Annotated in this window: 15 protein-coding genes; 2 read left to right on the top strand and 13 right to left on the bottom strand. The window is 46.1% G+C overall.

Annotated features, from left to right (window positions below; translation table 11 throughout):
- Nucleotides 1–139 precede the first annotated feature (139 nt).
- From ypeB to prsW, 4 genes are all read right to left on the bottom strand, one after another.
- Complete coding sequence (ypeB, locus tag CR205_RS07590; RefSeq protein ID WP_110518323.1) at nucleotides 140–1,492, bottom strand: germination protein YpeB; 1,353 nt, start codon at nucleotides 1,490–1,492, stop codon at nucleotides 140–142.
- A gap of 16 nt (nucleotides 1,493–1,508) precedes the next feature.
- Nucleotides 1,509–2,603: a cell wall hydrolase gene (locus tag CR205_RS07595; RefSeq protein ID WP_110518325.1), complete on the bottom strand. Its 1,095-nt coding sequence runs from the start codon at nucleotides 2,601–2,603 to the stop codon at nucleotides 1,509–1,511.
- Nucleotides 2,604–2,810: 207 nt separating this feature from the next.
- Nucleotides 2,811–2,978 carry a hypothetical protein gene (locus tag CR205_RS20420; protein WP_201745352.1) on the bottom strand — a complete coding sequence of 56 codons (168 nt, stop codon included), beginning with the start codon at nucleotides 2,976–2,978 and terminating at the stop codon, nucleotides 2,811–2,813.
- 95 nt (nucleotides 2,979–3,073) lie between these two features.
- On the bottom strand, nucleotides 3,074–3,739 hold the full coding sequence (prsW, locus tag CR205_RS07600) for a glutamic-type intramembrane protease PrsW (protein ID WP_110518327.1): 666 nt from the start codon (nucleotides 3,737–3,739) through the stop codon (nucleotides 3,074–3,076).
- Nucleotides 3,740–3,957: 218 nt separating this feature from the next.
- Here prsW and CR205_RS07605 point away from each other — a divergent pair, with 218 nt between their 5' ends.
- A complete protein-coding gene (locus CR205_RS07605) occupies nucleotides 3,958–4,926 on the top strand; it encodes an asparaginase (RefSeq protein WP_110518329.1) in 969 nt (322 codons plus the stop codon).
- 345 nt (nucleotides 4,927–5,271) lie between these two features.
- On the opposite strand, the gene CR205_RS07610 is transcribed toward CR205_RS07605, so the two are convergent.
- The 9 genes from CR205_RS07610 to CR205_RS20690 form a co-directional block, all read right to left on the bottom strand.
- Nucleotides 5,272–6,255 (bottom strand): YpdA family putative bacillithiol disulfide reductase, encoded by a 984-nt coding sequence (locus tag CR205_RS07610; protein ID WP_110518331.1) that lies wholly within the window; start codon nucleotides 6,253–6,255, stop codon nucleotides 5,272–5,274.
- A gap of 115 nt (nucleotides 6,256–6,370) precedes the next feature.
- On the bottom strand, nucleotides 6,371–7,663 hold the full coding sequence (locus CR205_RS07615) for a Glu/Leu/Phe/Val family dehydrogenase (protein ID WP_110518333.1): 1,293 nt from the start codon (nucleotides 7,661–7,663) through the stop codon (nucleotides 6,371–6,373).
- 333 nt (nucleotides 7,664–7,996) lie between these two features.
- Complete coding sequence (locus CR205_RS07620) at nucleotides 7,997–8,587, bottom strand: genetic competence negative regulator (protein ID WP_110518335.1); 591 nt, start codon at nucleotides 8,585–8,587, stop codon at nucleotides 7,997–7,999.
- A 140-nt stretch (nucleotides 8,588–8,727) separates the two neighbouring features.
- The gene (locus CR205_RS07625) at nucleotides 8,728–9,627 is read right to left on the bottom strand and encodes a MerR family transcriptional regulator (RefSeq protein ID WP_110518337.1); all 900 of its coding nucleotides are present in this window, start codon (nucleotides 9,625–9,627) and stop codon (nucleotides 8,728–8,730) included.
- A 102-nt stretch (nucleotides 9,628–9,729) separates the two neighbouring features.
- Complete coding sequence (locus tag CR205_RS07630) at nucleotides 9,730–10,368, bottom strand: metallophosphoesterase (RefSeq protein WP_161524713.1); 639 nt, start codon at nucleotides 10,366–10,368, stop codon at nucleotides 9,730–9,732.
- Nucleotides 10,369–10,507: 139 nt separating this feature from the next.
- Nucleotides 10,508–10,867, bottom strand: a complete 360-nt coding sequence (locus CR205_RS07635) for a hypothetical protein (RefSeq protein ID WP_110518341.1) — start codon at nucleotides 10,865–10,867, stop codon at nucleotides 10,508–10,510.
- A gap of 132 nt (nucleotides 10,868–10,999) precedes the next feature.
- Nucleotides 11,000–12,634, bottom strand: a complete 1,635-nt coding sequence (locus tag CR205_RS07640) for a formate--tetrahydrofolate ligase (protein WP_236634764.1) — start codon at nucleotides 12,632–12,634, stop codon at nucleotides 11,000–11,002.
- A 201-nt stretch (nucleotides 12,635–12,835) separates the two neighbouring features.
- On the bottom strand, nucleotides 12,836–13,114 hold the full coding sequence (locus tag CR205_RS07645; protein WP_110518344.1) for a hypothetical protein: 279 nt from the start codon (nucleotides 13,112–13,114) through the stop codon (nucleotides 12,836–12,838).
- 28 nt (nucleotides 13,115–13,142) lie between these two features.
- Nucleotides 13,143–13,277 carry a hypothetical protein gene (locus CR205_RS20690; RefSeq protein ID WP_268877405.1) on the bottom strand — a complete coding sequence of 45 codons (135 nt, stop codon included), beginning with the start codon at nucleotides 13,275–13,277 and terminating at the stop codon, nucleotides 13,143–13,145.
- Nucleotides 13,278–13,468: 191 nt separating this feature from the next.
- Here CR205_RS20690 and CR205_RS07650 point away from each other — a divergent pair, with 191 nt between their 5' ends.
- On the top strand, nucleotides 13,469–13,711 hold the full coding sequence (locus tag CR205_RS07650; protein WP_110518346.1) for a hypothetical protein: 243 nt from the start codon (nucleotides 13,469–13,471) through the stop codon (nucleotides 13,709–13,711).
- Nucleotides 13,712–14,045 lie beyond the last annotated feature (334 nt).

Consider the following 14,045-nt stretch of genomic DNA (forward strand, 5'->3'; position numbering starts at 1 on the left):
ACTGTGACCTGCCTCACATAAAAATGACTCTCTAAATGGTTTCTAGACAGACGATGGTATTCCTTTTTTTAATGAAGATTTCTTCTGTAAACAAAAAAAAGTCACCGGGAGTGCGTTACTCCCGATGACTCGCGACAGATCAGTTAAAGTCATAAACCGGCTCTGCCCGGTCCATTTTCTCAACACGCTCTTCCCTGCCGTTTGCAGCATTGATGAAAATCCGGTACGTATCATCATCAATGGTCCCGAAGAACTCATGACAAAGCACTTCTTCCTCCAGCTCGTTTTCAATAATCGCAAGGTGGTGCTCCATAATCTCAAGTGACGGATTCAGTTCTTCACGGGCCTCTTCTTCACTCAGGGACAATTCTGCTGGTTTCTTTTGACCGTGATTGGCAATATAGTCAAACCCTTCATAACCGATCACATCACCATTATCCAGAGCGATTTCGATAACGACAGCATCTGAGTAGACACGAATGTCATCCTGCATGTGGGCAAAATTAAATACTCCTGTATTTTCGTACTGTCTGCTGTCCACAAGCGCCATCGACTCAAATCCGTTTTTCTCCAGAAACTTCCCGGCTTTTTCAGAGGCATCATAAAGGCTGATTTCTGACGTTTCAATCTGACGATCTTCAAGGAGCCAGAGCACTTTACCGCCCTTTTTCGTAATGTCCATGTTAATATCGTGACCGTCATCCGGATCTTCAATTGTCAGGCTGTATGCTTTGTAGGCAAGACCATCTCCAGTTGTATCGATCTCCACTTCAAAATCCTTGTCCCTGTCAAGAAATTCACCGGCGATTTCCACAGCCTCTTCCTCGTCAATTTCCTCAAGATCCTTTACCCGGTCAGCGATGTCTTCGTCATTTTTGGAGACACCTCCAGCATTGGGGCCAAAGTCCGATTCCGAAAATTGACCGGCTTTTTCATCAATGATTTCAAAGCCATCAATAATGGCGTTATCTCCAGGACCGTCCTGGGCCGCCATTGCAAGCTCCACATCCATCCATTTAAGATCCTCTTTAAGAACCATTGCCTGGACTTTGCGCATTTCATTCTGAATTTCACCAGATTGAGAATACAGTGTTTTCAACTGATCGTATTCCTTTTCGGTAAGCGGCTCCTGTTCGAGATCCCTTACAGAATTTCGGTATGAAAATTCGCCGATTTTATGAAGAAACTCTTCCGTTTTGCTGAACGGCATCAATGACATCGGAAGCTGACCGAGATCACTCTGAGCTTCTGATGTGATTCGCCATACGTCAGTCAGGGACGGGGAAAGTCTCTCTTTGGAGTTCATAGCCAGTGTGGAACCGAGTTCGTCATGCAGATGGTCAAGATCGTAGCTTAATTCATGAAAAGCCCGCTGATAGTTGTTTTCCGCCTGAATGAGCACGGCATTCTTTTCCTGGTGCTCAAGGTATCCCCAGTATCCGGTTCCCAGCACTGCGACTGCCAGCAGTGCAATGAGTACTGTTCGAATCATCTTCATTCACCTCCGTCTATTCACAGAAAATATGTTTACCAATTCGTTTAATCTGCGGTCTGGACCAGATCCAGCCTGAAGTAGCTGTATCCGGATTAAAATAGTAAAGAGCGTTTCCTGACGGGTCCTGCCCGTTAATGGCATCCAGTACGGCTCTTCTTGCTGTGTCATCCGGCTCCAGATTAATCTGACCGTCTGCTACAGCAGTAAACGCCCGCGGTTCAAAAATGACACCTGATGGGTTGTTGGGAAATATAGGGCTCTCAATCCGGTTCAGAATTACAGCAGCAACAGCTACCTGACCGGTGTATGGTTCTCCGCGTGCCTCTCCATATACTGCCTGTGCCATAATCTGAATATCATTATCGGTGAATCCTTCAGGAGTATTAATCGCCTCCTGGATATCGGCATCACTGTCATCCGGTACGGCGTCCTCATCTGGTGAAGGAGTGGCATCAGGAATGTTCTCTTCCGCTCCTTCTTCAGGAACAGCTTCCGGTGCCTCCTCTCCCGGGGCAGGAGCCGGCTGTTCAGGCTGCTGAGCCGGTTCTTCTGCTGAAGGCTGTTCAGGCGCTTCCGGCGCAGGTGCCGGTGCTTCACCAGTTTCCGGTGAAGGTTTTACACCAGGGGCAGGAGCAGCTTTACCAGGGTCTTTCGGGGCGGAAGGCTGCTTGCCTTTACCAGGACCCGGCTGTTTTCCGCCTGGTTTCGGACCTTTTTGTGCCTCTTTGGACATGCCGCCGTAATGGGTAAACATCCGCCCTTCACGAAGCATGCGGTGAACAAATTCCTTGTCAAAGTCAGTGGATTTCTCCAGCATATGTTTCATTTTCGGGCCTACAAGCCCATCTACATCAAGGCCGAACTCTTCTTGGTACTTTTTCACTGACCAGTAGGTTCCCCATCCGTAAACACCATCGATGGTATCATGATAAAAGCCGATATACTGAAGCCTCGCCTGCAGCTCGACCACATCATCTCCTGTAGCCCCCTTCTGTATAACCTGATCGGAGAAAGCTTCCGCATCCTGTGGAAGCATGACTGCGACCTGCAGACATACCAGCAGGGCGACAAGAATCCGCGTCAGACGTCCTCGTTTCTGTTTGTTCATGTTGATCCTCCTTCTGAGCTTTATCAGACGAATCTTGTCTTTCGTACAGGTAGTTTTTACCCTCTGCCAGATTTTATTCAGATTCAGATAAGGCTTTGGAAGATTCGGTTTCGCGAATACGAAAGACGCACAAGTTAAAAGAAAGGCAGACAAAAAAACTGCCGGCAGCAATCCTTTCAGATCACTGCCGGCAGTTCCCCCTTTTAATTATTCCGGTGTTACATCAATGTCAAGATTCGTTTCATTACCGCAGACGCAGCGTTTAAAACCGGTATCGTAACCACCTTCGTTGTTCGGTCTGCCACGGAGAATATATTTTTCACCGCACTGCCCGCACCGTATCGTTACTTTGTACCGTGGTTTCGTATCAGTCAACGGCCTCACTCCTTTTTTCGGATGGTCTGGATTTCAGTTCGTTTTCCATACTATACAATGAATGGATTTCAACAATCAACTAACAGCAATTACAATCAGGGATTCTTCGAATAATGTTTTGCCTGCATGCGATTTGCCTGCTTGACTTTCCTTAATGCAAAGACCCAGAGAAAAATCATAAAGGGAATGACCGCGTATGTCCAGTAATTCTGCGTGAGAATAATATAATTGTAAATTCCGTGAAGTAGGACAGGTATAAACAGTGCAAAGGCGGCCATCGTTTTCTTTCTGTTTCTGCTGAACTTAGCTTTCCCTAAATAATACCCCATAACCACACCGAATAAAGCATGACTTGAGACTGGCAGCAGCGCACGAAGAAAGGCATACTCCACACCGGAAGAGATCAAATAGAAAATGTTTTCAACTGTAGCAAATCCGAGTGCTACAGCACAGGCATATACGATACCATCATAGCGTTCGTTGAAGTGAATGTGGTGGAAAACTGTAAAATAAACAAGAAACCATTTAAAAAATTCCTCAGTCAATGCCGTCTGAACAAATGCCGTCAGAAAAGGAGACTGAAGCAGCCCCTCTTCGTCAAAGGCAAATTGAATAAACATGACCGGAAAGACAAGAAGGCAGCCGAAAAAAAAGCAGCGTGCTACTGTGATTAGTGGTTCATTTTCAAATTCATCCTTAAGGTAAAAGAATGCCAAAAGCGCTGCAGAAGGGGCAAAGGCGGCAGTTATTACGGCAAGCATCAGCAGATTTTCCTCTCCGTCTATTGTCGGGTCAACGTTTTAAGTGTCGTATCACAATACTAATGTGTGAAACACTTGCTCTTGACCGCTCTGTATAGGAAAATCATAACGGACAGAACTTCATCTGCCAATGGATATAGCCCGGTTAATTTAAAAAAAATGAGTCCTTATACCCCCCTGAGTAAAAGATGAAAATGAATGACAAGGAGTTGATCATGATGAAGAAACTATTGATTATACATACCGGCGGCACAATTGCCATGAGCGAGGATGCTGAAACAGGGTCAGTCATGCCAAACCCGAACAACCCCCTCCACGATGTACTTCGGACGGTGGATTATATTGATCTTGTTGTAGAGGATTTTCTTAATGTACCTTCTCCTCATATGACACCTGCCAACATGGTTCATCTGGCCAAACGAATCGACAAACGCGTAATGGAAGAGAAAATTGACGGTGTCGTGGTCACCCATGGAACGGATACTCTTGAAGAAACTGCTTTCATGCTGGATCTGATCCTCGAAACGGATATTCCTGTCGTTGTTACCGGGGCGATGAGATCCAGTAATGAGCTTGGTTCTGACGGACCATACAACCTTTTCAGCTCCATCCGGACAGCTGCAAGTACTGAGGCAAGAAACAAAGGTGTTCTTGTAGTGCTGAACGATGAAATCCATACAGCCAAAAACGTAACAAAAACCCACACAAGCAATATTGCCACTTTTCAAAGTCCGCAGTATGGTCCAATTGGAATCGTCGCCAAACGAGGTATTCATTTTCATCACCACCCTGTTTCCGGCCCCCGTTTTGTTGTGCCGAGTGTGCACAAAAAGGTACTTCTGCTTAAAGCCGCCGCCGGAATGGAGCCTGAGCTTATTGATGCCATTTGTCAAACACCACTTGATGGTCTGATTATTGAGGCTTTTGGCCAAGGGAATCTGCCCCCTGCCACCGTCAGCTCTTTTAGGACTCTCATCGAAAAAGGAATTCCAATCGTACTTGTATCCCGCTGTTTTAACGGGGTAGTACAGGATATCTACGGATATGATGGCGGCGGAAAAAAACTAAAAGAAATGGGGATGATTTTCACAAACGGCCTTAACGGCCAAAAAGCAAGGCTTAAACTGATGGTGGCTCTTGAGAAGACTTCAGATCGCGAACGGCTCCAGGAGATCTTTAATCACTAGGCTACCCTGGAAATGACGGTAACAGAAGCTTCGCTTAACGCCGCCGTTCGCTCTCCGTGGCGATGCCGGCAAGGCCCCATTACCTCAGGAGTCTCACTTCCGGCGTGCAGTTCCGCATGTACCAACTGACTATTTTCCCTGCCTCACTAGAAGGGCCCTCACCGTCAAATCGGTGAGAGCCCTTTCCTGTATACTGATTACTAATGGTTCATTGTTCAAAATTACGATACTCCTGCGGGCAGTTAAATAACTGCGTCCCCGTGTAAGCTGAAGCAATTGCAATCTTAAACGATCAACTTGTCTTCCTTTTATGAAGACTGCCGCTAAACAGTTTCCACCATATTTCTATTTCTTTGTATTTGCAATGTGATCAGCAATCATGCCACCATGGTGGCGTCCATTTTCAATAAAAATCTCATTTGCATTATTACCGGCAGCAAGAACGCCGGCAATATAGATCCCCGGAACGTTGGTTTCCATTGTTTCAGGGTCAAAAGCAGGGCGGCCCGTCTCTTCTTCCGTTTCCACGCCCATTTTGCGGATGAATGCATGATCCGGTCTATAGCCTGTCATGGCGAATACAAAATCACACGTAGTTTCACGTTTTTCCCCGCTTTTGTCGGTGAAAATAACACTGTCAGCGGTTATTTCATTCACATCTGCTTCAAAAAACATCTGGATCGCTTCTTTTTTCACAAGGCCGTCAAATTCAGGAAGAATCCAGGGCTTGACACTTTTGGAATAGCTGTCACCTCTGTAAAGGACCGTCACCTTAGCACCGGCTTTCTCAAGCTCAAGTGCGGCATCGACAGCAGAGTTTTTACCACCGATTACACATACTTTCTGATTAAAATACGGGTGGGCTTCCTTAAAATAATGGCGAACATGAGGCTGGTTTTCTCCACAGATTCCCATAAGGTTCGGCGAATCGTAGTACCCGGTTGCCACAATCACATTTTCCGTCCTGTATGAACATAACTCTGCGTTTCTTTCGGTCTGGACATGGAAATCCTTTTCGCTTTCTTTCTTAACCGCTATTACTTCCTCGTAAGCGTGGATGCGCAGGTTCTTCTCTTTAACGACCTGCCGGTAATACACGAGTGCTTCGTTTCGTTTCGGTTTTCGCTCAGTACTGTAAAAAGGAATGCCTCCGATGGACAGCTTTTCACTCGTACTGAAAAACTGCTGATGTGTTGGATAATGATAAATGGCATTCACAACATTCCCGCGTTCAATCACAAGGGCATCAATGCCTTTATTCTGAAGGGCGATTGCTGCAGCCAGGCCGCACGGCCCTGCGCCGATAATAATCGCTTTTTCTTTTGTCACAGCTGTAATCATCCTTTAATGGTTTAGTCTGTTTATAACTTAAACATAACCCTGCTCTATCAGGCAAGTAAATACAACCAAAAAAGCTCCCGTAACAGGGAGCTTTCTGCATGTATCAGATCCAGCCTCTGAACCGGCTTGCTTCTGCCATCTTTCTGACCCCTACCATATAGGCGGCCAGACGCATATCGACATTTCTGGATGTCGCAAGCCTGTAAACATTATCAAATGAGCTGACCATCACTTTTTCCAGACGCTCCTCAACTTCCTGTTCTGTCCAGTAATAACCCTGATTGTTCTGGACCCACTCAAAGTAGGAGACAGTTACACCGCCGGCACTTGCCAGCACATCGGGAACGAGAAGGACACCTCTGTCACTCAGCATTCTGGTTGCTTCAATTGTCGTCGGACCGTTCGCTGCTTCTACCACAATCTGGGCCTTCACCTGGTCCGCGTTTTTCTCGGTAATCTGATTTTCAATTGCAGCAGGCACGAGGATATCGCAGTCAAGTTCAAGCAGTTCTTCATTTGTAAGTGTTTCTTTAAACAGGTTCGAGACTGTCCCAAAACTGTCTCTGCGGTCAAGCAGATAATCAATATCAAGCCCGTCCGGATCATGAAGTGCGCCATAAACATCGGAAATACCGACGACTTTTGCTCCGGCATCGTGCATAAATTTAGCGAGAAAGCTTCCTGCATTTCCGAATCCCTGAATAACGATCCTTGCACCTTCTATGTTAATCCCTTTCTTCTTCGCAGCTTCGTTTATACAGATTGTTACACCTTTTGCTGTCGCTGATTCCCTGCCGTGGGAGCCCCCAAGTACAATTGGTTTACCTGTAATAAAACCAGGTGAATCAAATTCTTTCATCCGGCTGTATTCATCCATCATCCATGCCATAATTTGTGAATTTGTAAACACATCCGGGGCAGGGATATCTTTGGTAGGGCCGACAATCTGACTGATCGCACGCACATATCCCCGGCTCAGTCTCTCGAGTTCCGGAAATGACATTTTTCTCGGATCGCAGACAATCCCGCCTTTTCCGCCACCATATGGCAGATCAACGATTCCCGCTTTCAGACTCATCCAGATTGACAGCGCTTTCACTTCGGTTTCTGTTACATCGGGGTGAAAACGGACACCGCCTTTTGTCGGACCGACAGCATCGTTATGCTGCGCGCGATAACCGGTGAAAATTTCTATCGATCCATCATCCATACGCACAGGAATCCTGACGGTCATCATTCGTAATGGTTCTTTCATGAGTTCGAATACTTCCTGCGGGTAGCCCAATTTATCAAGAGCCGTTTTTACAACGGTTCGTGTAGAAGTAAGGACATTCTGCTTCACTGCCTGTTCACTCTTTTCAGCATTCCCGTTTTCAGTGTTCGCGTTTCCTTCCATTCATTTCACCTCAGCGTCTTATATGTAAGCTTATTATTGCGGGATTTTGAACAACGCTTGTTCACTTACTACTATAAAGAACCTGCCGCTATATTTCCACTGTTGATTTACCTTTTGGTTATTTATTTCTGCCTGCTCTCAGTTTCTATTCGCCAATGACCGGCTAGTAAAAGAAAAACCCTGCAGCAAGGCAGGGGGCAGTTTGGTTTTACAAAAAGATCTATCTCTAAAAAATGCCGCTTATGCAAATCATTGAGAATATGACCCGTGACCGGCACGGCTTTCCAAATGACGTGATATTGTTTAAATCTGTTGTGAACGTTAGTATGTCCGTTACTTGAAAAACGTAATCATCTGTTTGACTGCGTCATTTTTCATAATCATTTTCCCATACTCTTCAAGACGGTGTATCGTTACATGAGAGCTCTGACCATACTCTGCGAGAACGGCAATAAAGGATTCCGGATCCCCAAGAAGATCGTGATCCGTAAAATGAAGGTAATATCTTCCTAAAAAAGCAATAAGCTGTCCTGCGGTTACCCCGAGCTGGTTCAGACGATGGCACAGCTGGATCACATCCTCAAAGTCAGCACATTCGTAGACAATATCCTCTGTTTCACCAAGCGTAATCTGCAATTCAATATAGGAATCATCAAAGCTTTCATCATCTGCATCCACTTCTTCACTGGATTTTGAGACAATAATGACCATTCCCTGTGCCGGAAGGGAAAAAACTTCCACCACTACGGGGCCGTCCGGATCAAAACCCAGCTCTCTGCTTGCTTCGAGAATCATCTCCCGGAATAAATCATGTACTTTTGGTACATCCATCCACAATTCTTCTTTGGAGATCCCGCGGTCCTTCAAATCATCGAATGTAAGAAAAATCTTAATTTTGTCGTAGGCCAAACGTTCCAGGCGCATGGACGACCCTCCTTGAAGGCTGTCACTTTTAAAGAAGGGACCGGACGTTTTTAGTGAACACCCTGCTAATCACTTCGTTGTGACACTGTTTATTAATACAGTATGTAGGGGAGGGAAATTGGTTCGACACTACGCCCAATCTAAGCACCACGGATCCATATATCCCAATCTTCACTGCTGCTGCCTACAAGCATTCCGGCAAATTTCTTTCGTTCCTCTCCATTCAGTCTGGTAACTGCATGACCTCCGACACCGACTCTCAGATCGGGAAAATTTTTCTGAATACGGTTTCCTGCACGGAGTGTATTATGTACGTGTGCGCTCATGGTGCAGGAGAGAAACATCATTTTCGGTGCAACTTCTCTAATAACAGTCGCCAAGTCTTCTTCCGGTATTCCGGCACCGAGATAAATAACTTCATACCCCCGGCGTCTCAGGTACAGCGTAAAAATAAGAAGCCCGATTTCATGAGTTTCATCCGGTCCGCACACACAGACAACTTTTGGCAACAGACCGTCTACCGGCAATGTATGGAAAATACCTCCAATTTTTGTGCGCAGAAATGCGGTCACATAGTGTTCATGCGCTGTGGTGATCTCGCCTCTCTCCCACAGTTCCCCTATTTCATATAGCAGATTGCCCAGAACGTTGGACATGACTTTTTCTATAGTAAACATGGCAAACGCCTGATCAAGAATCTGGTTGCTTTTGTGCTCCTTAAAATGAATAAGCGCATCAAGAAGTTCATCCTTCATTTTACATAAGCGGTCATTATCTGGATTCGTTTCGGAACCGATATCGGTTACTTCCTCGTCTTCCAGCAGACCGACAGCCTGTCCGATTGTAAAACCTTTGTTCACCTTATTGAGCAGCCATTTCAGTACGGCTACATGCTCGTCTGTATAAAGCCTGTGTCCGGCCTGATTGCGGACAGGTTCAATAATCTCATATCGTCTTTCCCATGCTCTCAAGGTTCCTGCCTGGATGCCGAGCATATTGGATACAGCTTTAATATTATATTTTCCATCTGTACGGCTCATTTCTCACCCACCTTATTAACAGGTGCGGTTACCGCCCGCACCTGCGCCAGATTTACCTATTTGGTACAGTATACCCGCCAGACCTATTTGTGTAAACTTTGTTTAACTTTTGAATACTTTTTGTTCATCCGTGCAAATGTGTAGGATATGGTATTCGGACCTTGTCCCCAATCGGAGCGGCAGACGTGTTGTACCATAACCTTCACTGATAAAAAGCCGCATGCCGTTTCTGTATTTCCAGCCTCCCCGCTCGGCTATGCCGAAGGGGCCGAGGCGGATCTGGCCGCCGTGGGTGTGCCCGCTTACTGCACAGGTAAATCGTCCGGTCTGGAACCATCTGACAGCATCCGGATTATGGGAGAGCAGAACCGCAATATCAGAAAGACCATCCTCAATCCTTGTAAATGACGGCCGTCCCATGGTTAAATCATCGACACCTGCAAGGGTCCAGGAGCCGCCTTCTTCCTGAAATTCCACACTGCTGTTTCGCAGAATCGTCACGCCGAATTCTTTTAGCACCGACTCCATGGCTGCTGCAGCCCCCTCATAATCATTGTTGCCCCATACAAAATATACAGGAGCAAGAGAAGAAAGTTCTTCTAGATTCTGACGGATTCGTTCTTCAGGAACGCCTTTTTCTGCGAGATCTCCCCCGATCCAGACCATATCAAAATCGCTTGAGCGATGGTCCTTTACAACAACGTCTGTTTTCCTTCTGTGAATATCTGATATGAGAAGCACTGTTTTTGTTCTCATTTTCAGGGGAAGTTCAATTGTTTCTCTAGTAACTCGGGAGGAAAAGGCAAGCCTCCGCATATAAAGAAGCAGTAACGCCGCTATGAGTAATGCGGCTGAAATAAGAAAGATCACTGGCGCCCGCTCACTTTCCTTCGTCTCTATTTTTAACAGCATCCATTATACCATAATGAAAAGCAAGGGCAGCAAGTAACAGTGCAAGCCATCCGAATAGAAAAGCCAGAACAGACACTGTAATTATGACTGCACCATAGTGAGGTAAACTCCCGGATCTGAAACCATCAATCTGTGCCTTAATTACTCTGGAAAACAGAAAAAATCCTGCGGTAAAGAAAAGAAGTCCGGTAAACCAAGAGAAAGGAGAAAAGACCAGAAGAGCAATCATGTTGTCTGCGCTATAATATGGCTGAGAATGAAAAAAATATAAACCATACCCACTGCAGAATAATCCTGCAGCATAAATGTAATAGTGACGCCTTCTCATATGCTTTTGCTCTCCTCTTCAGCCCGATGTATCCCTTCTTTTATCGTATGATCATGCAGTTGAGATGCCAGGGCCGATGCCGCAGAGAGAAAAAGAAACAGACGGTAATACCGCCTGTTTCCATCTTAAATGTTAGAACAGTCCAACTGCTTTTCCGTTTTCATCCACGTCCATTTTTAATGCTGCCGGCTTTTGAGGCAGACCAGGCATCGTCATGACGTCGCCTGTAAGAGCAACAATAAACCCTGCCCCCACAGAAGGTTTAAGTTCCCGTACCGTGATGGTAAATCCTTCTGGACGCCCCAGTTTGGCCGGATCATCAGATAAGGAATACTGCGTCTTTGCCATACAAATCGGAAGGTTATCCCATCCGTAACGGTTATAATCTCCTATTTGTTTTTTCGCATATGAACTGAATTCAACGTCATCTGCTCCGTACACTTTCGTTGCAATAAGCTTAATTTTTTCTTCTATTGACTGATTCACGTCATACACAGGGGTGAAGTTTTTATCTCCTTCTTCAATTAGTGATACAGCACGTTCAGCCAGGGCGCGGCCCCCTTCTCCGCCTTGAGCCCATACATCTGCCAGTTCCACGTTAATCCCCTGCTCCTCACACCAGGACATCAGGAGGTCTGTTTCTGCATCCGTATCATAAATGAAACGGTTCACAGCCACAACATGAGGAAGTCCGAAATTACGAATTGTTTCAACATGCTTTTCCAGGTTGGCAAGGCCTTTACGAAGTGCTTCGGTATTTTCCTCCTTCAACTGATCCTTTGGCACCCCTCCGTGCATTTTAAGCGCACGTACTGTTGCCACGATCACTACGAGGTCCGGATCAATGCTGCCGGCCCGTGCTTTTATATCAAGAAATTTCTCTGCACCAAGATCCGCACCAAAACCTGCTTCAGTCACGACGAAATCGGCAAGTTTTGAAGCCATTTTTGTGGCTATAACACTGTTACATCCATGGGCAATGTTTGCAAATGGACCACCGTGAATGAGAGCCGGGGTATTTTCCAATGTCTGAACAAGGTTTGGCTTGACGGCATCCTTTAATAGCAGTGTCAGCGCACCTTCTGCACCAAGGTCCGCACACGTCACCGGCTGATCATCGGCTGTGTAGGCAACGACCATACTGGCGAGGCGACCCCTGAGATCCTTAAGGCCGGTTGCAAGGCAGAGTATTGCCATAATTTCAGAAGCAACTGTAATATCAAAGCCGGACTGACGCGGCACCCCTTTAAGCGGTCCGCCAAGGCCGACCACCACTTCACGGAGCGACCGGTCATTCATATCCATTACACGCTTCCAGACCACTTTCCGTACGTCAATGCCAAGTTCATTCCCTCTGTGTATGTGATTATCCATCATAGCAGCGAGGGCATTGTGAGCTGTAGTAATGGCATGAATATCCCCGGTAAAGTGAAGGTTAATATCCTCCATAGGGACAACCTGGGAATAGCCCCCGCCTGCAGCGCCGCCTTTTATACCCATGGTAGGGCCGAGAGACGGCTCACGCAGCGCGATCATGGCATTTTTCCCTATTTTGCTCAGCGCCTGCCCAAGCCCGACCGTACACGTCGATTTCCCTTCTCCAGCGGGTGTTGGGTTGATCGCAGTTACGAGTATAACCTTGCCATCCTCGTTGCCGCTCAGTCTGTCCATTACATCCAAAGACAGCTTGGCTTTGTAATGTCCATAAGGCTCCCACTCCTGTTCTTTTACACCGAGGCCGCTGATTATGTCTCGAATCGGTTTCATTTGACATTCCTGTGCAATTTCAATATCCGATTTCACTTCCTGGCTCACTTCACAACACTCCTTTTATGTGCAGAGCAGCCTGTCCATTCGGGTATAAGGTCTGCTCCAGTCTGATTATGTAACCCTTTACATTGTATCGAATTTGATCAGAAAAAACAGCAGTTTACTCGAAAAAAGAGAGAACCGCTCTGCCCTCCCTTTTTAATCGTTATTGAATTTCTGAAGCATACGCATCCACTCGTCAACTTTTTCTTCACTCAATTCGTTCAGCATGTTCTGTATTTCCTTCTTCTGCTTTTTAAGATTTCCTTGAAGAACCACTTCAACAGTCTGGTCCACTGTTATCAGAACTGCTTTTACCCGCAGAACATTTGTGAGCATGGCAAGAATGACAGCAAGCTGCTGAGGGCTTAAGGGGCCAAGATCTTCTGTATAAGGATTCTTTCTGCTGCCGCTTTGATCTTTGCCCTTTTTATTCATCCACCATCACCACCATAGGCCGGTCTAATCAGCTCGAGATTACAACAAACCCGTCATCATCATCACCGTTGTCACTTGCCCCCAGTCCCGCAGCGAATGATAGAAAAATAAAAATCGTTACAACAAGCAGAATCGCGTAGCCAAGAGAATTGTTATCACCCACACATTTCACCTCTTTGTTATGTGTATTCAGTATATGTTTCAGGGTGATTAAAGTTGAAAAGCGGATCCTTTAAAAAAGACAACATGGACATGCCCAAATTTTCCAAACCGGCTTGCATTGATATATGTGAATCGTTATAATAAAACTAAACAATTATTTAAATTTTCTGATAATAAAGGAGGAGGATTCCGATGACCCTGCAGAAATGGAAAAACCACTCGTTAGTAACTGACGCGGAGTTCATCCATAACCTGAAGCTCGGATACCCGGTTGAAGTTTTCTGCCTCACCACCTGCCAGACCGTTGCATATGGAAAGATCCAGGACTTATCTGACGACACTGTCATCGTTCACGGAAGAAGGTTCAGAAGAAATGGATGCGCTTTCTTCGGTTTCCCGGGTACAGCTCCGTACAGAGAGCTGAAAACCTCATAAATTAAGGCAGTTTTCGTATAGGTTTTTTTCTTACACAAATTTTGCATCGCAGTGCGCCAGACCATCACTTTCCGGAGTGCTGTCATTATTTTAACCACAGTATAAACAGGGGCCGCAGCTTATGCCGCGGCCCCTGTTTCCTTTTTATTTAAACTCTGTTAAAGTCAGTTGTTGATTTTCTCTCACTGCGCTCCCTTTCCGTGGGCACCACTGCAGCCTCCTCGGGAAAAGCGCCCTGCGAGGTCTTCCGCTGATGCTTCTTCCTCTACTGGTTAAGGCTCCGAAGCAGGCTGTGTCGAAGCAGATCGCAGCATATTCACGAAGTAACCGCTCT

The organism is Alteribacter lacisalsi, assembly GCF_003226345.1.
In the GTDB taxonomy this organism is placed as follows: domain Bacteria; phylum Bacillota; class Bacilli; order Bacillales; family Salisediminibacteriaceae; genus Alteribacter; species Alteribacter lacisalsi.